This is a genomic window from Aurantimicrobium sp. MWH-Uga1 (assembly GCF_003325955.1).
GTDB lineage: Bacteria > Actinomycetota > Actinomycetes > Actinomycetales > Microbacteriaceae > Aurantimicrobium.
Genome location: NZ_CP030929.1, coordinates 1404996 through 1426679 on the forward strand (window position 1 = coordinate 1404996; position 21684 = coordinate 1426679).

At 52.5% G+C, this 21684-nt stretch carries 20 protein-coding genes; 7 read left to right on the plus strand and 13 right to left on the minus strand.

Annotated features, from left to right (window positions below; genetic code table 11):
- Positions 1-8 precede the first annotated feature (8 nt).
- From AURUGA1_RS06950 to AURUGA1_RS06975, 6 genes are read right to left on the minus strand one after another with little or no spacing between them, the layout of a single operon-like run.
- On the minus strand, positions 9-1067 hold the full coding sequence (locus AURUGA1_RS06950) for an NAD(P)-dependent alcohol dehydrogenase (RefSeq protein ID WP_114129472.1): 1059 nt from the start codon (positions 1065-1067) through the stop codon (positions 9-11).
- Between the two features lie 43 nt (positions 1068-1110).
- On the minus strand, positions 1111-2325 hold the full coding sequence (locus AURUGA1_RS06955) for an NAD(P)/FAD-dependent oxidoreductase (RefSeq protein WP_114129473.1): 1215 nt from the start codon (positions 2323-2325) through the stop codon (positions 1111-1113).
- A gap of 9 nt (positions 2326-2334) precedes the next feature.
- Entirely contained in the window at positions 2335-2532 is a 198-nt protein-coding gene (locus tag AURUGA1_RS06960; protein ID WP_096379981.1) for a ferredoxin, read from the minus strand.
- Positions 2532-3410, minus strand: coding sequence for a fumarylacetoacetate hydrolase family protein (locus tag AURUGA1_RS06965; protein WP_114129474.1), 879 nt, complete (start codon positions 3408-3410; stop codon positions 2532-2534). The genes AURUGA1_RS06960 and AURUGA1_RS06965 overlap by 1 nt, the downstream gene beginning before the upstream one ends.
- Entirely contained in the window at positions 3403-4311 is a 909-nt protein-coding gene (locus tag AURUGA1_RS06970) for a catechol 1,2-dioxygenase (protein WP_114129475.1), read from the minus strand. Before AURUGA1_RS06970 ends, AURUGA1_RS06965 begins: the two co-directional genes overlap by 8 nt.
- Positions 4312-4313: 2 nt before the next feature.
- On the minus strand, positions 4314-5777 hold the full coding sequence (locus AURUGA1_RS06975; RefSeq protein WP_114129476.1) for an aldehyde dehydrogenase: 1464 nt from the start codon (positions 5775-5777) through the stop codon (positions 4314-4316).
- A 112-nt stretch (positions 5778-5889) separates the two neighbouring features.
- On the opposite strand from AURUGA1_RS06975, the gene AURUGA1_RS06980 reads away from it, so the two are divergent.
- Complete coding sequence (locus tag AURUGA1_RS06980) at positions 5890-6588, plus strand: gamma-glutamyl-gamma-aminobutyrate hydrolase family protein (RefSeq protein WP_114129477.1); 699 nt, start codon at positions 5890-5892, stop codon at positions 6586-6588.
- Here the strand turns inward: AURUGA1_RS06980 and AURUGA1_RS06985 are convergent.
- Complete coding sequence (locus AURUGA1_RS06985; RefSeq protein WP_096379971.1) at positions 6585-7079, minus strand: MarR family winged helix-turn-helix transcriptional regulator; 495 nt, start codon at positions 7077-7079, stop codon at positions 6585-6587. The genes AURUGA1_RS06980 and AURUGA1_RS06985 overlap by 4 nt on opposite strands.
- Positions 7080-7201: 122 nt before the next feature.
- Here AURUGA1_RS06985 and AURUGA1_RS06990 point away from each other — a divergent pair, with 122 nt between their 5' ends.
- Positions 7202-8440, plus strand: coding sequence for a cytochrome P450 (locus AURUGA1_RS06990; RefSeq protein ID WP_114129478.1), 1239 nt, complete (start codon positions 7202-7204; stop codon positions 8438-8440).
- A gap of 96 nt (positions 8441-8536) precedes the next feature.
- Here the strand turns inward: AURUGA1_RS06990 and AURUGA1_RS06995 are convergent, their stop codons facing one another.
- Complete coding sequence (locus AURUGA1_RS06995) at positions 8537-9244, minus strand: type 1 glutamine amidotransferase (protein ID WP_114129479.1); 708 nt, start codon at positions 9242-9244, stop codon at positions 8537-8539.
- Positions 9245-9379: 135 nt separating this feature from the next.
- On the opposite strand from AURUGA1_RS06995, the gene AURUGA1_RS07000 reads away from it, so the two are divergent.
- Positions 9380-10732, plus strand: coding sequence for a glutamine synthetase family protein (locus tag AURUGA1_RS07000; RefSeq protein ID WP_114129480.1), 1353 nt, complete (start codon positions 9380-9382; stop codon positions 10730-10732).
- Between the two features lie 84 nt (positions 10733-10816).
- On the opposite strand, the gene AURUGA1_RS07005 is transcribed toward AURUGA1_RS07000, so the two are convergent.
- Positions 10817-11632, minus strand: coding sequence for an acetoacetate decarboxylase family protein (locus AURUGA1_RS07005; protein ID WP_114129481.1), 816 nt, complete (start codon positions 11630-11632; stop codon positions 10817-10819).
- 189 nt (positions 11633-11821) lie between these two features.
- Here AURUGA1_RS07005 and AURUGA1_RS07010 point away from each other — a divergent pair, with 189 nt between their 5' ends.
- Positions 11822-13318: an APC family permease gene (locus tag AURUGA1_RS07010; protein ID WP_114129482.1), complete on the plus strand. Its 1497-nt coding sequence runs from the start codon at positions 11822-11824 to the stop codon at positions 13316-13318.
- A 128-nt stretch (positions 13319-13446) separates the two neighbouring features.
- Here the strand turns inward: AURUGA1_RS07010 and AURUGA1_RS07015 are convergent, their stop codons facing one another.
- Both AURUGA1_RS07015 and AURUGA1_RS07020 read right to left on the minus strand, forming a co-directional pair.
- Entirely contained in the window at positions 13447-14955 is a 1509-nt protein-coding gene (locus AURUGA1_RS07015; RefSeq protein WP_114129483.1) for an aldehyde dehydrogenase, read from the minus strand.
- A 19-nt stretch (positions 14956-14974) separates the two neighbouring features.
- The gene (locus tag AURUGA1_RS07020) at positions 14975-15940 is read right to left on the minus strand and encodes a zinc-binding dehydrogenase (protein WP_162784090.1); all 966 of its coding nucleotides are present in this window, start codon (positions 15938-15940) and stop codon (positions 14975-14977) included.
- A gap of 111 nt (positions 15941-16051) precedes the next feature.
- Between AURUGA1_RS07020 and AURUGA1_RS07025 the strand changes: the two genes are divergently transcribed.
- Positions 16052-17395 carry a glutamine synthetase family protein gene (locus AURUGA1_RS07025; protein WP_114129485.1) on the plus strand — a complete coding sequence of 448 codons (1344 nt, stop codon included), beginning with the start codon at positions 16052-16054 and terminating at the stop codon, positions 17393-17395.
- Between the two features lie 13 nt (positions 17396-17408).
- On the plus strand, positions 17409-18125 hold the full coding sequence (locus tag AURUGA1_RS07030; RefSeq protein WP_162784091.1) for a type 1 glutamine amidotransferase: 717 nt from the start codon (positions 17409-17411) through the stop codon (positions 18123-18125).
- Between the two features lie 65 nt (positions 18126-18190).
- On the opposite strand, the gene AURUGA1_RS07035 is transcribed toward AURUGA1_RS07030, so the two are convergent.
- Complete coding sequence (locus AURUGA1_RS07035; RefSeq protein ID WP_114129487.1) at positions 18191-19669, minus strand: NAD-dependent succinate-semialdehyde dehydrogenase; 1479 nt, start codon at positions 19667-19669, stop codon at positions 18191-18193.
- A 15-nt stretch (positions 19670-19684) separates the two neighbouring features.
- Entirely contained in the window at positions 19685-20839 is a 1155-nt protein-coding gene (locus tag AURUGA1_RS07040) for an acyl-CoA dehydrogenase family protein (RefSeq protein WP_114129488.1), read from the minus strand.
- A 119-nt stretch (positions 20840-20958) separates the two neighbouring features.
- Between AURUGA1_RS07040 and AURUGA1_RS07045 the strand changes: the two genes are divergently transcribed.
- Complete coding sequence (locus tag AURUGA1_RS07045; RefSeq protein ID WP_205214642.1) at positions 20959-21633, plus strand: GntR family transcriptional regulator; 675 nt, start codon at positions 20959-20961, stop codon at positions 21631-21633.
- The last annotated feature ends 51 nt before the right edge of the window (positions 21634-21684 follow it).

The window sequence follows — 21684 nt, forward strand, 5'->3', positions numbered from 1 at the left end:
GTCAGCTCCTAAATTGTCTGCGCATCGATGACGAAACGGAATTGGACATCACCTGCGACAACGCGATCATAAGCCTCGTTGATGTAGTCGGCATTGATGAGTTCAATATCAGCGACGATGTTGTGTTCACCGCAGAAGTCCAACATTTCTTGGGTCTCACGAGTTGACCCAATCTGAGATCCAGCAATAGAGCGGTGACGTTTCATCAACTTAGGCAGCGAGAATGAGTGGGTCATGTTCCCTACTGCACCCACGACGACATAGCTGCCGTCTTGACCAAGGAGGTCAAGGTATGGGTTCATGTCGTGGTCCCCAGGGAGTGTCGAGATGATGAGATCAAACTTTTCAGCGGCGGCCTTCATTGCATCTTTATCACTTGTGATCAGAACTTCATCTGCACCAAGAGACTTACACAACTCAACCTTTTCAGGGCTTGTGGTCAATGCGACGGTGTGGGCACCAAGTGCATGTGCAAACTTCACAGCCATGTGTCCAAGACCACCAACACCTGCTACTCCGACGGTCTTTCCTGGGCCTGCACCCCAGTGCTTCAAGGGGGAATAGACAGTGATTCCAGCACACAGTAACGGCGCGGCAGCAGCTTTGTCGAGATTTTCAGGAATGCGGTAGACGAACTTTTCCGTGGTCACGATTTCGCGTGAGTATCCACCATAGGTGAAAGAACCAGGCATGTAGGGATCGGCTTCGGCATAAGTGAGCAAAGGACCAGCCGGGCCTTGGCAAAAGTGCTCATCTCCTGCAATGCAGTTGTCACATTCTCCACAGCTTTTGACGATAACGCCAACACCCACAAGGTCACCAAGGGAATATTTGGTTACCTTGTCGCCGACTTCAACGACGCGACCAATGATTTCGTGACCTGGAACGGCGGGGTAGGGCATATCTCCCCAATCACCCCGAACGGTGTGAATGTCCGAGTGACAAATTCCTGAGTATTCAATTGCAATGCGCACGTCCTCTGGCAGGACATCACGACGTGTGATTTCAAATGTTTCCAGAGGTGCTTTTTCTGACTTTGCTCCTACAGCGCGAACCTGAGTGGTCATGATATGCCTTTCACATCGTTGAGAAGTAAATCTGAATTTGTAATTATGAAGCTGCAATGCCCACTTTATTGCGGTAACCCATGACTTTCGAACGCATGCCTATTCCGCATACTCCCACCATGTCATCACCCTTGAAATATCCGTAGATGCACTCTCCGCCGACTTCCCCTTCAAGCAGTCGAACGTCTTCACCTTGATCTAACAATCCGTAAGCAAGCAGGCTCACCTCAAATTGATCACTCCAGAACGAAGGGATGGGTGCAAAGTTCTTCGCAAGCTCTGTTGCGTGTGCCTCGAGATCTTCTCCCAATTGCAGAGCAACCTGCTTACCAACCTTTCGTGCCATTTCTGTCGGAATATTCCAGTGCTCAACTCGACGAGTTGTGGGGTCAAACTGTGGGATGGGGAAACGGGCAACATCACCAATTGCATAGACGTTGCTCCATGGAGTTCCATCTTTGCGAAGTGCGTGCAGTGTGGAATTGACATGAACTCCCGATTCGATGTCAATGTCATTTCCCTCTAAAAACTCGGTGTTCGGAAGAGAGCCGATGGACTCAATCAGAACATCACATTCCAGAGTTTCCCCGTTATCCAACACAACACCGGTGACCTTCTCCTCCCCCAGGATCTCAGTCAAAAAAGTATTCATCACAAAGCGAACACCGTGTGCTTCGTGACGACGCTGAATATCTTCAGCAAGCTGCTGCCCAAGCGGACGCAACATAGGAACCGGTCCCCTGCCTACTACAGTGACAGAGGCACCGAGCTTTGTTGCCGTGGCAGCTGCTTCACATCCGATGAAACCTGCACCGTAGACGACAACCTTCGCCCCTTGTTTTAGTTCTGCTCTCAGCGCCATTGCGTCATCAAGAGTGCGGATTGCGTGAGCACCAGAATTTGGCTTGCCAGGCAAATCTAGTCTGCGTGGACGAAGGCCGGTTGCAATAATGAGGCAGCTGTAATCCAGAACCTGACCGTCTGCAAGAGTGACTGATTGTGTGTCAAGATCCGCACTGACGACTGCGTTGCCTAACACCCACTCGACATCGTCAAGTACCTCTGAAAGAGGAAAAGCCACGGCGGCGTGGTCTACCTGTTCAGCGAGAACCTCTTTGGACAGCGGTGGTCGGTTATAGGGAGCGTGTGGTTCGTCGCCAATGACGACCAAACGACCCTCATAACCACTCTTCCGAAGTGTTTCCGCGGCGCGAAGTCCACCCATTGAGGCCCCGACAACAATTACGGGACGGGTCATCAGCTGAACTTAGTCTGCTTTTGTGAAAGAAATTGCCTGCATAGGGCAGATGTCTACTGCGAGCTGGACATTGTCCTGTTCGCTGTCATCCGCCGTTGCTTCGTATTCCAGCTTGTCGTCATCGTTAAGACGGAATACGTTCGGTGCATCAAATACGCACTGTCCGTAGTGCTGGCACTTTTCCATGTCGACATGAATCTTGAGCATTATTCTTTTTCCTCCACGGTTGATGGATATAGGTCTTTAGAGGGTGTGCGAATTCCGCGGAACTCCCAATCCCCTCCTAAAGCGGTTGAAATTACTTCTTCACTCTCAGTGGGTTGCGCTCCCACGTCTGTGCGGATCGGAGTGGGGCCGACGACGATGTGGTTAGTCAACCTACCGAGGCCTTCAACTTCAACCTCGACAACGTCACCAGGTTGAACCGGACGTGAGAACGCAGGGGTTCCTGAGAAGAGCATGTCACCAGGAACCAAGGTGATGGTGCGCGCAATATCTGCAACCAGATAGTGCATGTCCCATTCCATGTTGTCTGTGTTGTCTTCTTGCTTGACCTCGCCGTTGACATAGGTGCGAATCATCTTGTTGCGGAAGTCCCAGTCGGTGACCAAACCTGGGCCAACAGGTGCCAGGGTGTCTGATCCCTTCACGCGCAACATGGAGCCTGCGTCGGTGTCGCGGAAGTCGTGCAGACCGTAGTCGTTACCCACGGTGTATCCGGCGATGTAGTCGCCGGCTTCTTCAGGGCTGATGTTGCGGCAAGTCTTGCCGATCACAATTACGATTTCACCCTCATAGTTCAACCACTTGCAGCCTTCGGGGCGCACAACAGCACCTTTGTGGCTGTTGATCGCCGTGATGGGCTTGTGAAAATAGGTGGGTGCATCAGGGAGCTTGGTCATGAACTCCTTGGTGCGGCTGTCATAGTTCAAGTGAACGGCGATGATCTTGGTGGGCTCCGAAGGCGGCAGGTGTTGCGCATCTTCGATAGCCACGCGACGACCGTCGGCGGCAACGAGGAACTCTCCGTCGCGCACGGTTTGCACCGCAGCGCCGTCAAGCAGGATTCGACGATATTCAGTCACGTGAGAGAACCATATCCTTTGGAAGTGGGAAGCCGCCTTCGGGCTTCGGGAAGTAGATGTGAACCTGACCGGTGCCGACCGAGTTCTCGTAGTCTGAGTACATCACACCTTTGGAGGTGTTGGCCTCTTCACCAATGGCTCCAGCCATGGTGAGGTAGTGGCTGAAGTTAGCCTCAGGCTTGAACTTGAGGAACTCAGGCATGGTCTCAAGAACTCGCTTGTGATCTCCAGCTTTGAACCATTCAATGCGCTCTTCATCTGCAGCCCGTGCTTCTGGAGAGAAGATGTGGCTAGGGTCACTTGCTTCGTGCTTCCGCAAATCACGCAGCTTGTAGAAAGTGTGTGAGAGTGCACCAGAAGCCAAGAGAAGTACCTTGCGGTCTGAGTCACGGATGGCTTCACCGAGTGCACGACCTGCACGCAGGAAGTCTTCGGTGGTTGCGGTCTGGCACACCGAGACGGAAACCCACCGCTTGTCGAGGCCCTTACCGAGGTAGTCCCACAGGTTGACGGTGGCATACATAATGGGAAGGTAGGGGTCGGAAATGGGAGTAATCCATGTTCCGTTCTTTTCGTCATACTTGACGACAGACTCGGCTAGCTCACGGTCACCCCTAAAGGAGTAGGGAATCTGGGACATTCCACGAGGAAGTTCTTCCGCGGTGTACTTCCCCTCTCGGTGATCGTGCGACGTAATCACGAACTCGACGGTGGTGGCCCAGTGAGAGTCGAGCACAATCACGGTGTCGTAATCCAGCTTCTCCATCACGTCCTTGCGGAACTTTTCGAAACCAGGGACAAGAGAGATTTCTTTGCCCTCATTGAGCTCAAGGCGAGTCTCTTTAGGGAGCATGACTGTGGGTACGTGCGCAAGAATTGCTGCGCCTACTACTTCGCCCATGATTATTCCTTCCATCCATTTGGTGAAACTACGGTGTTCTTTACATCTGCATAGAAGTCGAAGGACCATGTGCCGCCATCGCGACCAATACCCGACTTCTTGGATCCCCCGAATGGTGCACGCAGGTCACGAACAAAGAAGCAGTTGACCCAGATAGTTCCGGCCACAATCTCGTCAGTGATCTTCTTGGCGTGGTCCTTGTTTCCGGAGACGACTACAGCAGCCAGACCAAACTCTGTGCCGTTTGCTTTCTCAATGACTTCCTCATCGGTACTGAAGGTCATCATGCACAGTACAGGACCAAAGATTTCGCTAGAGACGATCTCAGAACCGGGGGTTGGGTTCTTCACCAAGGTTGGTTTGAAGAACAGTCCGCCCAACTCTTCATTGGGTTCACCGCCCCAAACAATCTCTTGACCTTCAGCCTTGGCGCGATCAACAAATCCCTTGACCCGATCAAAGTGGACTTGGTGTATTTGTGGGCCAATGTCGGTGCCCTCATCACGTGGGTCACCCTGCTTGATTGCGGCCGCCTTTTCTCCAAACTTTTTCGCAAACTCATCAGCCACGTTTTCATGAACGAAAATACGCGTTCCTGACAGACATACCTGCCCAGCGTTGTCGTATTGTTCAACCGCAATTTCTGCAGCGAGGTCAAGATCTGCATCCTCGAGAACAATCATGGGGCTCTTGCCGCCGAGCTCGAAGGAGCAGGGTGTCAGGTTGTCAGCTGCTGCACGTGCGATGGCCTTGGCGGTGGGAACTGAGCCAGTGAAGGAGATGCGGTTGATATCAGGGTGAGCAACCAGCGCTGCTCCAGCTTCTTTTCCGTAACCTTGCACAACGTTGAAGACACCATCGGGAATACCCGCCTGCTTGGTTAAGTCCGCAAAGAAGGAGGCGCTCAAAGGAGTCCACTCCGCCGGCTTGAGCACGACAGTGTCTCCAGCGGCGAGCGCGGGACCAATCTTCCACGTTGCCAACATCAAGGGTGCGTTCCACGGAGTGATCAGTGCTGCCACACCGGAAGGGTCCCAGCTGATGTTGTTGGTGTGACCACGAGTTTCGAAGGGCTCATGGTGTAGGTCGTTGAGTGCCCAGTCTGCGAAGAAACGAATGTTCATTGCCACGCGAGGCATGACTCCCCTGCGGTGGGAGCGCAGTAATGAACCATTGTCCATAGTTTCGAGTTGTGACAGAGTCTCGTTGTTTTCCTCTACCAGGTCAGCAAGTTTGTGAAGCAGTACGCCGCGACCTTGGGGGCCGAGCTTGGCCCAGGCGGGAAAAGCAGCACGTGCTGCTGCAACAGCAGCATCCACCTCTTCTTGCCCACCACGAGAAATTTCTCCGAGGAAAGTTCCGTCAATCGGCGATGTGTTGGTGTAGGTCTGAGCTGAGGAGACGCGCTGACCGCCAATGTAGTGGCGGGTGTCGATCTCGGCACCGGCGACGCTGATTGTGCTCATGGGTCAGGTCCTCACATCGTCGTGTTGAAGTAATCATTCGTATACTAATGATTATTACTAGGATATAAAAGTCACACAAGATAAATCAGACATTTATTTGAAAGGTGTGCTGATGGCTCGCCCTCGGATTGCCATTCTTGCCAGGTTTGCTGAAAGCACATCAGCAACGAGATACGCCGCCATTGTGACCGCTCGTCGGTTGGCAGAAATGGTTTGGGCTGCAGGCGGCGAACCTCTGTCAATGTTGCCAGTGTCAGAAAGCGACTGGGCAGATCGCCTGCGCGGAATAGATGGCGTGCTGATGCCTGGTGGGGCTGACATCAACCCTCGAACATACGGCCAAGAGATTTCTTCGGAACACGTTTACGACGTGGACGATCTGGCTGATGAAGCAGACATCTCTCTAGTGAAATATGCCCTGCAAACCTCAATGCCATTCTTTGCTATTTGTCGAGGACTTCAAATCACGAATGTGGCTCTGGGCGGAACTCTTGTGCAACACATGGAGCAGCCGCACCAGCACCATGTTGCTCCCGTCACCATCGATAAATACCTTGACGAATTGGGCTTAAGCACTACTTCGTTGCAAGCTTCCTGTTATCACCATCAAATGATTGATCAGGTTGCCCCTGGCTTGGAAGTCATTGGACGCTCAACAGAAGGCTACGTCGAAGCAGTCAAAATTGATGCTCCTGGATGGGCCTTCGGTGTGCAGTGGCACCCCGAAGATAACTACGACACAGATAGTGCACAGCTAGAAATCCTGGCGCGATTTATCGCTGAGGCTTCTGCTTACGCTGCCCGCAATTAGCCTTCGATTTTTGCTGTGATCGCACGCAGCATGTCTGCTAGGTCACCACGCTTGTTATCAGCAACAGGTGAAACAACTTCAACTTCTTGACGGTTGAAGGCTGGAAACAAAGTCTCCATCAAGGTCTGTCCCTTGGTGGTCAACGTGACCAAGACAAGTCGACCGTCTTCTGTGCTGCGAGAACGCAACACAAGGTCCATCTTTTCTAGCGTGCTTAACACTCCAGTCAAGGTTGCTTTAGAGATACCGGCTTCTGCTGCGATGTCGCGAGTTTCTGCTGGTTCCCAAATCCAGGTCACCCAGAGAACAACAAAAGCAGTCCAGCTCAATCCGCTCTCGGCGAGCACATTTCGTTCAAAGTGATTGCGCACAGCACTCGCTGCGCGAAACAAGTTGGAAGTGACAGCCATTGCCTCAAAGTCGAGCTGCATGTGACTCAAGCGGTTAGCAACGCGTGCTTCGGTTTCGCCGAGTGTGTGGCTTCCAGTCATTTCACCATTCCCAAAAAACTTTCTCACACCATTGTGGCGGTAAGACTTGACTCTTCGTCAGCACTTCTGGTTATTATTGTTTATATTGTTCGTATCCAAACAATCTCAATGAGGAGATCTTCATGGCCACTCGCTCCCTCGCCGACCTCGACGTTTTTGATAATGGTGCCCCGTGGGATCTGTTTGCCGAACTACGTGCAAACGACCCCGTGAACTGGAGCGATGAAACAGACGGTGGTTCTGGGTTCTGGTCTGTTATGCGCTACCACGACATTGTGAAAGTGCTTCGTGACCCTGAAACATTCACCAGTAGCCACTTCACCAACCTGGAAGAGCTCGAGCCTGATCAAGAAGAGGCACGTCGTTCTTTGCTCGATTCTGACGGTACTCGTCACCGCGCGCTTCGCCGCCTGCTTCAAAACGACTTCACTCCCAACAACGTAGCGAAGTACGAAACCTTCCTTCGTGGTCTTACCGCGACAACGCTGGACAATGCATTTGCAAAGGGTGAGTTCGACTTCTTGCACGATGTTGCAGCTGATTACCCCATCCGTGTTCTGGCACGACTTCTGGAAATCCCTGACACCGATATTGAGAACATCATTCGCTGGGGTAACGCCATGATTGGTTCCAGCGACCCTAGTTTGACTGATCTTCTCCCCACTGACCCCGAAAGTGAAAAGTATCGCTTGGTACCTTTCCGCTCCCCTGCAGCTCTGGAAGTTTTTGCTTACGGTGATGAACTCAAGCGCCAGCGTGTTGGCCGCAATGGAACAGACATCATCTCCACCATGATCAATAGTGTTCCCATGGACGGCAAGCCACTGACTGATCAGGAATACCACACCAACTTCCTGCTTCTGATTGTGGCGGGTCACGAGACCACTCGTCAGACCATCGCACACACGATGAACAATCTCATGAATAACCCTGAGGTCATTTCTTACCTGCAGGAAAACCCTCAGGACATCCCTTGGGCAGTCGAAGAATTCCTGCGCTACGCCAGCCCCATCTACCACTTCCGTCGCACCGCGACCAAGGACGTGGAATTTGGTGGCAAGGAAATTAAAGCCGGCCAAAAAGTCGTCACTTGGTTTGCCTCTGGTAACCGTGACCCAGAGGTATTCGCAGACCCAGAAAAGATGGTCCCCACTCGTATGCCAAACGAGCACATGACTTTCGGTCGTGGTGGCCCCCACATGTGCTTGGGTAACGCTCTTGCACGTATTGAGCTGATCATCATGTTTGAAGATGTCATTCGCCGAATCGACAAGATGGAGCGCACAGGTCCCATGGACTTCGTTCACTCGAACTTCATCCACGGCATCAAGTCCATGCCTGTCAAGGTCACCCTTCGCTAACGATGTTGCCTCTTGCGGGCGTCTCACCGCAGTAAAGGCCTCCATAGAAATAGCCCCCGATGATCTCGGGGGCTATTTCATTTACTGCAGAGAGATTCAGACCAGTTGCGCAACCCTTGTGAGAAATGCATCAACAAGCGCATAGGTGCGTGCCTCACCAGCGGCATCTTCTGCCTTGGTTTGTGCAAGCATAATTTCTCCGTCTTGATGGTCTTCTGCCACACTCGGCCAACCACCCTCATCGAGCCAGCCTTTGAGAGCTGCAGAATCTAGCTCGGGATGGAATTGCACTCCGAGGGATCGATTGATTGTGAAAGCCTGAGGAGCCACGGGATTCCGAGCAATCTCATTAGCTCCAGGAGGAACAGTAAAGCGGTCGTAGTGGAATTGGAACCACGGCCCGTTGCTCACGAGTGTTTGATCATCGCTCCAGATGTAGGTCCAGCCAATTTCAGGATGCTGTCCGGGTGCCACGGTCCCACCCAGTGCACGTGCCATGAGTTGTCCACCAAAACAAATGCCAAGGACAGGCTTGTTCGATGTGACGAGATTACGGCACAGTTCAATTTCTGGAGTCAGCCAGTTTCCAATGCACTTGTCGTCCCAAGCTCCCCAGGGGGCACCGAGAAAAACTACTAAATCAAAGTCGTCTGTGTCGGGAAATTCCACAGTGACGTTGGGCTCCTTAAAGGATTCTTTGGGTACTACAAGGAATTCTGTGATGTCGAATCCATGGTGTTCTAGCCGGCGGCCTAGTGGACCCGTGGGGCTCACGTGATCGTGCTGAATTACTAAAGCTTTCACAAAGCACTCCTGGGATAGAGAATGAGTATTCACAGAATAACGATGAAATTTTGGCTGTGCGCTAGCACATAGGTATTATTCGTTAGTATCCTAACGATAGCGTTTTGACACCATATTTGCCACAAAGGAGTTGCAATGGTTAACGATCTGACAAAACTTCGAGATGACCTTGGCGAACGCGGGATTGATGTTCTGCGCGTGATGTACTCAGACGTCTTGGGTATCCCTCGCTCGAAGGACATCCTTGTCAGTCAGCTCGACAAAGCTTGCCACAACGGTCCCGCCTTTAGCCAAGGCGTGTGGACCACCACAACTGGTGGTGAGTTCCACGAGGCAAACGGCATCGCCAACGACGGCCTCCAAGACTTCTTTACCCAAATTGTTCCCAGCACTATTTCACCCCTTGCGTGGGAACCAGGTGTGGCATACGTCATTGGTGACGCTTTCAATCCTGACGGCAAACCCAACATGATGTCCCCCCGTTCTGTGCTTCAAAAAGTTATTGAAAAATACCAATCACTTGGCCTTCACCCCGTCGTGGGACCAGAACTTGAGTTCTACATCTCCACTAAAGACGAAATCGGAAACTTCCAACGCTCATTGAGTCAAACAGGGCGCGTTTACATGACGGGAACACTGGTTGATCCTGACGGTGACTTCCTGCATCTCATGCGCATGTTGGACAGCCTCAATATTGGTGCTTTTGCTGGAAACCATGAATTCAGCCCTAGCCAATACGAAGTAAACCTCTGGCACAGCGAAGCACTCGATGCAGCCGACCGCACGTTCTTTTTTAAGTCCGCGGTCAAGGACATCATTGCTAAGCGTGGCAAGCACGCAACCTTCTTGGGTAAGCCCTGGAGCGATGAGGGTGGATCAGGTTTCCACCTGCACTTCTCGGTGACCGACGCAGACGGCATCAACAAAATGCATGATGGACGTGGCAACCTTTCCCCAGCTGCAAAGATGCTTATCGCAGGTATTGTGAAACACGCCAACGCCCTGACCGCTTTCACCAACCCCACCATCAACTCGTTCAAGCGACTGGGCCCCGACACTCTTGCCCCCTATCGCTCCAACTGGGGATATGACAACCGTTCGTGCATGGTTCGCGTTCCACCTGAGCGTGGTCAAGGAACTCGTTTGGAGATTCGCGTGGGCGATGGTGCGGCGAACCCTTACCTTGTCATTGCAGCAATCCTTGCAGCTGGTCTTGACGGAATCGTCAATGAGATGGAATGCCCACCAGATGCTGTCGGCATGGCCTACGACAACGAAGATGCAGATATTCTTCCTGAATCCTTCACTCAGTCACTTGACGCACTCGAGGTCGACGACGCACTGCGCAACCAGCTTTCACAAGAATTGGTCAATGTATTCATGGTGCTCAAGCGTGATGAGATTGCTCGTTACGAAGCAGCTGTTGAGGACCCCACAACCCGTGAGGTAACAGACTGGGAAATCACAGAATACGCAGAGGCGTACTAACCCGCCCAGCACTGCAAGCAATAAAGGACCCCGGTGGATACCCACCGGGGTCCTTTATGTGCATCGATTGGGAGATGCACAAATTTAGATACTCGGGTTGGATCCTAAATCAGCAACCAAGGTTCCCCCATTAAAGGTGGTGCCAACTTCTCGGTAGTAACCGCCAAGAATCTTATCTACGGGGAGGAGTGAACCAAGTTCATCCCACTGCGAATCACTGAGGGTGAGTTCAGCTGTGCCACCCCAGGCCTGTCCCAGATCAAGGTCGACACCACCCATGGTGATGAGCTGGTCGAGTGAGTTCCCTGCGCCGGGAGTAATCGAAGGAACCCAGCGGCTGTGTAGCATCTTGTGGCCGTTGACAAAACCGTTGCTCTCAACGGGACCGGTGAGGGTCACCTTTGCCGACGCCAGTCGGTGATCATAGGCAGCAAGGCTAGCGCCGAACTTTGCTCCTGCTTCAAGACGTGGAGTTGCCTTGCCGCGGTTGTAAACACGGGTGGCGTGCATCGATCCAAGCTTCTTGGGGTAGCCCTGGAACCAACCACGAGCCATTGCGAAGTCTTTGGTTACCCAGATAGCGACGCAGCGGCTATAGGTGACACCCTCGTACTTGCAACGCACGACCACGAAGGTCTCCATGTACTGCGAGCGGTCTGGATCTAGCAACTCTTCAAAGTCATCAGAACACGACTGCCAGTCAGCCCAAATTAACGCAACAGCGCCAGGTTGCTCATCCGCCAGCTCCAACTCAGCAGGAAGGATGGCTCGGACGTTGGCAGGGTCGGTGAGGTACTCAACAGTCAGGAGCGTTCCGGAGTAATGCCAGGGCATCTCTGGAATGATGGCGCTTTTGCCCGACGGAGTTTTGGGGGCTAGAAAACCTTTAAGTGTGCTCATGACATTAGAGTTTATAGGTCATTCGTATCCAAACAAACATATTTTTGTCATGATTTGTTTACAGAAAATATTCCATATTCTTTTCACAAAAGTTATATTCTGAACTTGACCTTGCTAACACTTGTTGGCAAAGTTGGAACATCGTTTCTATCCAAACGATTTTTATGAACTCAATGAGGAGATCAAATAATGTCATCCACTCTCGAAGCGAAGGGCGCGGGGCTGAGTAAAGGCCGCCTCGGTGTAGCCGGAATCGTCTTCTTCGTCGTAGCTGCTTCTGCGCCGATGGCGGGTATGACTGGTGTTGTACCAGTTGCCGCAGTTCTCGGTAATGGCGCTGCTGTTCCAGGAGCCTACGTATTCGTAGGAATCATCCTGCTGCTCTTCAGCGTTGGTTTCACCGCGATGAGCCACAAGGTAACTAACGCAGGTGCGTTCTTCGCTTATGTTGGTAAAGGTCTTGGCCTCAACATGGGCGTGGCTGCATCGTTCGTTTCCGTCCTTGCTTACATGGCAGTCCAGTTCTGCATCTACGGATTCTTTGCCGCAATGATGAGCTTCACCTTTGCTGGTATGGGCGTTGATTTGCCCTGGTTCGTCTGGTTCGTTGTGGGTTGGGTTTTCGTAACTCTGCTCTCGCTGTTCAGCGTTGACGTGGGTGCTAAGTTCCTCGGTGTTCTCACCAGTCTTGAAGTGCTCTCCATGCTGATTACCGGTATTGCCATCCTGGCAAACGGTGGTCCAGAAGGCTGGAACTTCGAAGCAAGCTTCGCTCCAACAAACGTATTTGCTGGTGGCTTTGCTGGAACCGCGGGTATCGCACTCGCATTCGCATTCGCTTCTTTCATCGGATTCGAATCAACCGCCATCTACGGTGAAGAAGCAAAAGACCCCAAGAAGACCGTCCGTCGCGCAACCTATTGGGCTGTGGGAATCATCGCAGGTCTGTTCGCCATTGTGAGCTTCGCGATGATGACCGGCATGGGATCTTCCTCTGTTATCGATCAGATTCTCGAGCGTTCTGACGGACTTGCAGACCCTGCTGCCGTTCTGTTCTCCCTCGCTGGTGAATACGTCGGTCCTTGGATGGCAACCCTCATGCAGGTGCTGATCATCACAAGCTTGTTCGCAGGACTGCTCGCATTCCAGAACGCGGGTGCTCGCTACTTCTTCGCGATGAGTCGTGGTGGAACTCTTCCTGCAAAGTTAGCTACTACCAACCGTCGTGGGGCTCCTTCCGGTGGCGTCTGGACCATGTCTATCGCCGGCTTCATTGTTGTTGGACTTTTCGCAGTCTTTGCACTTGACCCCATCCTCAACCTGTTCTACTGGCTCAGCGCTGTTGCAGTGCTTGCCATCACTCTGGTTGAGATTTTGGTCAGCATTGCTGTGATTGCTTACTTCTCGAAGAACGAAGGCGCCAATGTCTGGCAGGGCAAGATTGCTCCAGCACTGGCAGCAATCGGTATGTCTTTGGCGATGTATCTCATCGTTGCTCGCTTCAACCTGCTTGCAGGTACCGCAGCAGACGGCGTTGACCCATCACTGCCCGAAAGCGCATTTGGGCTGAGCCCGTTGGGTTGGTTCCTGGTGACCCTCCCTGCAATCTTCTTTGTGATCGGCCTCATTGTTGGAATCGTTAACAAGAAGGAAAACGCAACCTTGACTCAGGACATGATGTCCTAAGTCACACTCAAAACTGGGGCGCTCACCTGCACAAGGTGGGCGCCCCTTTTTTTGCAGCTCCGACTGGGTTAGTTGAGAGTTAACAACCGAAGCCCCCTGAGAATTCAGGGGGCTTCGGTGAAGGTGGATTAAAGCTTGATATAGGTGGTCTTCAACTCGGTGTACTTATCTAAAGCATGACGTGATTTGTCGCGCCCATTGCCACTGAGTTTGAAACCGCCGAATGGAACTGTGAGATCTCCTTCTTCGTAGCAATTCACCCAGACAGTTCCAGCCCGAATCTGACGAGCCAAACGGTGCACCTTAGAGACGTTAGCTGTCCAGAGACCAGCAGCAAGCCCGTAGTCAGAGTTGTTGGCCACACGAATTGCTTCCTCGTCGTCCTTAACCGTGGTCACAGAAAGTACTGGTCCAAAAATCTCTTCTTGCGCTAGAGCAGAGTCAGGGTTCACATTGATAAAGACGGTGGGTTCGTAATAGGCGCCGCCAGCAAGTGGGGCGCTGAGCTCTACTGAGTGACCTCCGAGTGCCAGAGTTGAACCATCTGCAAGACCGCGGTCAACGTGTGCCTGCACTTCAGCACGGCGTGATGAAGAGGCAAGCGGTCCCATCTTGGTCGCAGGATTGAATGGATCTCCAGGCTTGTAGTTTTCGGCGGCTTTGATAACACCAGCAATAACTTCGTCAGCGACGTCCTGGTGCACAATCAACCGAGAAGGTGCCGTACACATCTGGCCTGTGTTGAAGAAGATACCCCAGGCAGCTGTGTCGATAGCAGTCTGCAAGTCTGGAGCATCCGGAAGGATGATGTTCGGTGACTTGCCTCCAAGTTCAAGCCACACACGCTTGAGGTTCGACTGCGCTGCATATTCCATATATGCGCGGCCGACTTCGGTGGAACCAGTGAAGGCTAGTGAGTCAATGGCGCGGTGAAGACCGAGTCCCTTACCAATGACTGAACCGCGTCCAGGCAATACGTTCAGCACTCCGGCAGGGATACCGGCCTCGAGTGCCAGTTCTGCAATGCGGACAGCAGTCAGCGGTGTGAGATCAGCAGGCTTGTGAACTACGGTGCAGCCGACAGCCAGCGCAGGGGCAATCTTCCATGCAGAGAGAGTTAGCGGGAAGTTCCAGGGTGTTACCACGGCAACGACACCCACAGGCTCACGTGTGATGAGTGCGAGGTCGTCTTCACCTACGGGAGAAATTTCATCCAGATCTTTATCTGCCATCTCGGCATACCAACGATAGGTGTTGATCAATGCTCGAAGTTCAATACCCCATGCGTCTGCGATGGGCTTTCCCATCTCCACGCTGAGCATGGTAGCAAGCTCCGTGCGGTGCTGCTCCATCAATGCGACCCATGCCAACATGAGCTCTTTACGCTGCTTTGGTGCCATGCGTGGCCAGGGGCCTTCGTCGAAGGCCCTGCGGGCAGCTACAACTGCTTGCTCGAGTTCATCACTGGTTGCGTATGGAACTTGAGTAACTGTAGATCCGTCTCGTGGGGTAACCAGTGGAACATACGAGTCGTCTTTGGCCGCTTGTGCTTTGCCATCGATAACCATTGCCTGTGGCCAGGTCAAAGTATTTGCGTAGTCAGTCCATTCCTGAACACTCTTGGTGGGGAAGTTCATATCTGTTCCTTACGGCTTCTTATTCGGCAACGGTGAGGACAACTCGGCCACGGATTTCTCCTCGGCGCAAACGGTCGAGTGCTTCTTGTGCGTCGCCGAGTGGCATGGTTTCAACCAGGTGGGCAACCCCCTGCGTCCTAACGAACTCGAGGAGTTCTTTCATTTCTGCCAGGCTTCCCCAAATGCTTGTGGTGATAACTGCCTCGCTAGGAATGACGCCCACTCCGAACTCGAGACGACCACCTGCAAGCCCGACCACAACAAGAATGCCCTGGCGATTGACCGCGCCAGCAGCTGCCTGCATTGTGGGGTTTGCTCCCACAAAGTCGATGATGGCGTCATACTTTACCCCAGCAGGAAGTTCCTTCACTGCGTGATCGGCACCGAGTTCTTTGGCTGCAGCCAGTTTGTCATCTGCCATATCGAGAACGGTGAGTTCAACGTTGGCTAGCTTCTTAATGAATTGAACCGCAAACTGGCCCAAGCCCCCAGCGCCAATGATGAGTGCTTTCGCCCCTGGAACATTGAGGTGTGGAAGTGTGCGCTTGACTGCGCGGAAAGCGGTGAGGCCACCGCACGCAAGTGGCGCCGTTGTTACAGGGTCCAAATCCCCAATGGGAACGAGGTAGTCACGGCTGGGCACACGCATGTATTCGCTGTAACCACCGTCATCAACAACCCCAGCTTCGTGGCTGTTGGCGCAAATCATTTCTAGGCCTGCGTTGCACTGGCGGCAGTCATCCTTTCGACATCCCCACGGTGCATAAACAAGCACACGACCAAGCTCAGGGTGTTCTCCTACAATTTCGTGACCGAGCACCAGTGGAAGGGGTCCACCAAAGTGGCCATCAGCAACATGGATGTCTGAGTGGCATACCCCGCAAGCGATGACCTTGATGATTTCTTCACCTGGCTCAGCAGTGGGAATCTCTCGTTCTTCGAAAACTAGTGGCTTATTTGCTTCCACCAAGACGACAGATTTCACGAGACCTCCACAGTGAGAAATGCCCGGCAATAGTTGCCGGAGAAGTAACCCTCGGTTACTGTATATATTGTATATCCGATTGAGGGATATGTAACTCAAAGATGAGGAACCATGGCATCACACACCGCTACAGCACCCACAACGATGGCTGATTGCGCGAAAATCATCGAGCAAAACCAGATTCACACGGTCGAATGTATCTTCACAGATACATGGGGAATGCCCCGAGGTAAGCGGTTACCGGTTGAACAGTTTCTCTCCGGAGCAGGATTCGCTATCGCTGCAGTGGCCTTCTCGTGGAACTTCCGCTCGGATGTAGAAGCAACACCGTGGTTTGAGCGCGACATGGGCGCACCAGATATGAAAGCCATCCCAGATCTGCAGTCTTTCCGCATCGCAGGATGGGAAGAAGGAATGGCGACTGTCATGTGCGACATGGTGGATGGCCACACCGGAGAAGCCATCACAATGGATGGTCGCGGCATGCTCAAAAAGACCATCGCAGAATTCGACAAGCTTGGCTACGGCATCAACCTGGCAACGGAGCTCGAGTTCCACCTCTTCAACGATGACTGGACTCCCATTTCTGACCAGGCCTATTGCTACTCCATGGACCGTGCTGATGAGCTGGAGAATGTCATTGGCGGGATTCGTCACGCTCTGGAACGCTCAGGCATCGAAGTCGAAGCATCCAATGTCGAATATGGGCCATCCCAGATTGAAATCAATCTCAAATACGATGACGCCTTGACCATGGTCGACAAAACGATACTGTTCCGCCACATCGTTCGCCGCGTTGCCCGCAAAAACAATCTGCATGCGACCTTCATGGCAAAGCCCATCAACGGAGGCGCTGGTTCCGGAATGCACGTTCACCTCAGCCTGACCGATAAGGCAGGTAAGAACTTGTTTGCAGCCAAAGACTCAGACCACGTAGTGCACTCTGACCTGATGAGAAAGTTCCTGACCGGCGTACTCACACACAACCTGGAACTTCAGATCATTGCGCAACCAACACAAAATGATTACAAGCGCATCGTGGATTACTCGTTCTCCCCCACACAAGTTTGCTGGGGACTCGACAACCGCTTGGTTGGAGTTCGGTGCATCACTGATGCGGGGCCGGGAACCCGCATGGAAGTTCGATGGGCTGCTGCAGACTCTAACCCCTACCTCGTAGCGCAGGGTTATCTCCAAGCAGGACTTGATGGAATTCGGAATAACTACGAACTCATTCCACAAACTATCGGCGACGCCCACCTCGATGAGTCGCTCGTGAGGTTTGCCACTTCGATGCGTGACTCTCTAGAAAACTTCTCCAAGAGCACCTGGAACGTTGAGTGCTTCGGTCAAGACTTTGTTGAAAATTTCACCATCATGCAACAGAACGAAATGGCAGCATTTGCTGCGTGGGTGACTGACTGGGAAACCCAACGATACCGAGACGTCATCTAACTCAAGGAACTCTGTGTCAAAAACAATTCTTCTTATCACGCACGAGGAAACCGTTGCATCGGACTATGGTTATGTGGCGGACTATCTGACCGAGCTTGGCCACACAGTTATTCATCACGAAGTGCTCAATGCGACCAAAAACTATGACGGGTTCCTCCCCGCCAACACCAACTTCCCCTCCCTGGTCGGTGTTGACTCTGTCATTATTTTTGGCTCATTCACTCACGCCTACAATCCTGCAACTCGTGCATGGGTCGAAGAAGAAATCGAATTTATACGGACCATACGCGAACGTGGCATTCCCTATCTCGGCATCTGTTTCGGAGCCCAGCTCCTTGCAGAAGTTCTTGGCGGTCGAACCATCAAGGCAGATCGGATGGAGGTGGGCATGATCGAATTCGATACTTCTGCCGGATGCCCTACCGCGCCAGGACCCTGGTTCTCATGGCATAACGACATCGTCGAACTCCCTGAGGACGTTGAGATTCTTGCACGCTCCGAAATTGCTCCCCAGGTTTTCAAAGCCGGAAACTCTTTGGGAGTCCAGTTCCATCCAGAGGTGACAACAGAGCTCATGAACGAGTGGCTTCGTGTTGGCGGAGATGAATTGACCGGGACCTACACCGCGGATGAATTCAGGCAAGAATGGAATGCGAAGGGTAAATATGCCCAAGCTCATGGCAGGGAACTCATTGATTGGTTCCTTACCGTTGAACCTGTCAGCGCATAACTTCTGAAATTAAGAATCCCCTTTCAGATGAAAGGGGATTCTTTGTGCCTTGTGGCGTTGGAGGTTTAGAACGTCTCGCGACGCTTCATCGTGAAGTAACGAATCTCCTGGTATTCCTCGAGGCCTTCTGCGCCACCTTCACGCCCAGTTCCCGAGGCTTTAACTCCGCCGAACGGTGCGGCAATATTGGAGAGCAGGCCATTGTTGATTCCCACCATGCCTGTTTCGAGTGCTTCGGCAACGTTGACGGCGCGATCAAGATTTTCGGTGAAAACAAAAGCTGCAAGACCAAACTCTGTGTCATTTGCCTTTGCAATAACTTCTTCTTGAGTCTTAAAGCGAGATATAGCTGCAACCGGTCCGAAGATTTCTGTCGACGCAATATCAGCGTTCGCTGGGACGTTATCGAGAACAGTGGGCTCAAAATAGTGGCCTTCACGCTCAGGCGCTTTTCCACCCGTGCGAAGAGTTGCCCCCTTCGCAATTGCATCATTGACTAGGTGAGTCAAGCGTTGGACTGCACGATCATCGATAACCGGACCCAGATCGACTTCTTTATTCATCGCGTTACCGAGCTTAAATGCTGCCATCTTGGCAGTGAAGCCTTCGACAAACGCATCAGCGATGCCTTCTTGAATAAACATACGGTTGGCAGCCACACATGTTTGTCCACCGTTACGCATCTTGGCCAAAATGGCTCCGTCAATGGCGCGCTCTAGGTCAGCATCATCAAAAACAATGAGTGGCGCATTACCGCCGAGCTCCATGGAGCTCTTGACAATGTTCTTTGCCGCCAGCTCCATCAGTGTGGAACCAACGGGAGTTGAGCCAGTAAATGAAATCTTGCGAACTCGCTGGTCAGCCAACAGGGTTGAGCTGAAACCAGGGGCATCAGTTGTGGTGATGACCTGAACGAGGTCTTCAGGGACACCTGCCTGAACCATCAAATCCTGCACAACAACAGTGGTCAGTGGTGTGAGGTTGGCAGGCTTAACCACACAGGCACAGCCCGCCGCGAGCGCTGGTGCAATCTTTCGCGTGGCCATTGCCATGGGGAAATTCCAGGGGGCAATCAACACTGCATTACCGACAGGAGCGCGACGAACCAATATGGTGGCATCCCCCGCAGGCGAGTCTCGGTAGAGCCCCTGTGCACGCAACGCTTCCTCAGCAAACCACCGTACATAATCTGCGGAGTATTGAACCTCTGCATACCCTTCTGCAAGAGGCTTACCCATCTCACGAGAGATGATGTAGGCGAGGGTGTCTTTGTTTTCAATCAGCTTGGCGTAAACGGCATGGAGTGTGTCCGAGCGCAGGCGGGGGCTGGTGCGAGCCCACTTCTTTCCAGCTGCGTCAGCCTTCGCAAGAGCCGTGAGTGCATCAGCTGGGGTGTGGTCAGGAAGAGTGCCAATGACCTTTTCAGTTGCTGGATCAATGACATCAAATGTCTTCGCTGCTGGAAGTAGCCGTGCTGTGCTGATGCTTGCAAGCGCTTTGTCCGATGCCGCTAAAAGATCGGCATCTGGTTCGAAGTACGACATTGTCCTTCTCTTTCTTTAGAGCCCACCGCGGGCAATTAGTTGCTGGGCGATGACGTTTTTCTGAATTTCATTGGTGCCCTCACCAACAATCATCAACGGAGCATCACGGAAGTAGCGCTCAACATCGTATTCGGTTGAGTAGCCATAACCTCCATGAATGCGAATTGCGTTCAGAGCTATCTCCATTGCAACTTCAGAGGCATACAGCTTGGCCATGCCAGCTTCCATGTCACAACGCTCACCGCTTTCATATTTCTCTGCAGCAAAGAGTGTGAGCTGTCGCGCTGCGGTGAGCTTCGTTGCCATCTCTGCCAGGTAGTTACCTATAGATTGGTGCTTCCAAATGGGCTTGCCAAAGGTTTCTCTCTCCTGCGCATATTTGATGGAATCTTCCAACGCCGCTGCTGCTACACCGAGAGATCGAGCAGCAACCTGAATACGGCCAACCTCCAGACCTTTCATGAATTGAGTGAACCCCTTACCTGGTTCACCACCAAGAATTTGGGTTACTGGTGTGCGATAGTCATCGAAGGAAATCTCACACGACTCAACACCCTTGTATCCCAATTTGGGGAGATCCCGGGAGACGTTGAAGCCAGGTCCCGGCTCAACAAGAATGATGGACATCCCAGTATGACGGGGCTCTGCAGCTGGATCGGTCTTTGCTAACAGTGCAATCAATCCCGAACGGCGCGCATTTGAAATCCAAGTTTTTGATCCGTTGATAACAAGATCATCACCATCTGTTTTTGCAACTGTGGCGATTGCTTGGAGGTCTGAACCACCACTGGGTTCTGTCAATGCCATTGTGGCGCGAAGCTCTCCGGTTGCCATCAATGGCAAGTACTTGCTCTTTTGTTCTTCGGTTCCATAGAGGGTCAGCAACTTGGCAACAACGGTGTGACCACCCATTGCTCCCGAGAGGCTCATCCATCCACGCGCAAGTTCCTCGGTGACCTGGACATAGGCAGGCATAGAAATGGGGAGACCGTCATATTCCTCGGGAACTGCAAGCCCATAGATACCCATTTCTTTCATCTGTTCAATCCACGCTTCGGGGTATTCATTCGCGTGTTCAACTTCGTTGACTGTGGGCTTTACATCGCGGTCAATAAATGCTCGAACGGTGTCGACGAGCATCTGTTCTTCGTCGTTGAGATGTGAGGTCATAAAAACAAAATATATCATATTGACCGTATCCAACAGAGGTATACGGAATATTATGTAAGGAGCACTTTTGCCCGATTTTTCGGGAATTCCAGATGCATCAATCTCTAGGAGCACTGCTGATGATCCCTCCCCGCCAGCACCAGGTTCGCCCACAACTCGGCGATGAGGCAGCCTCTTTCCTGCGTGACCAAATCACTTCGGGAACCCTGCCAGCTGGCGCACCAGTTCGCCCTGAAACTGTCGCGGACGAACTGGGAATTTCTACTACTCCTGCACGTGAAGCACTCCAAGCACTTCGTGCTGAAGGATTCCTTGACCTAGCACCCCGTCGTGGATTTACGGTTGCCAAGGTTGATGGTAACGATGTTCGGGACATGTTCTTGGTGCAATCCATGGTTGCAGGCGAACTCGCAGCTCGTGCTGCAGTCAATGCCACTCCTGAGACAATTGCCAGTCTGGAGCACATCCACAACGAACTCGTTGCTGCCGCTAACCGCGAGGATTTGGGAGCACTTGAAGAACTCAATCATGCGTTCCACCGTGAAATAAATCTCACCGCTGATGCCCCTCGCCTGGCGTGGGTTATCAAGCTGGTTTCCCGCTATGCACCCCGTCGTTTTTACGCTTCTATCAAGGGATGGCCAGAAACAACCGTGCATGATCACACTGGATTGCTTGAGGCCATCCGTGAGGGAAATGCCGAGCGCGCCCGCCACGAAATGGTTGAGCACGTTCGTCATGCCGGTGAGCAGCTAGCTAGCCACATCGACGCACGTATCGCTGCCCAGAACTAGCTTTCAAGACACTGGATATCCTGTCATTGCTTTGCCCTGAGTGCTTTGGTA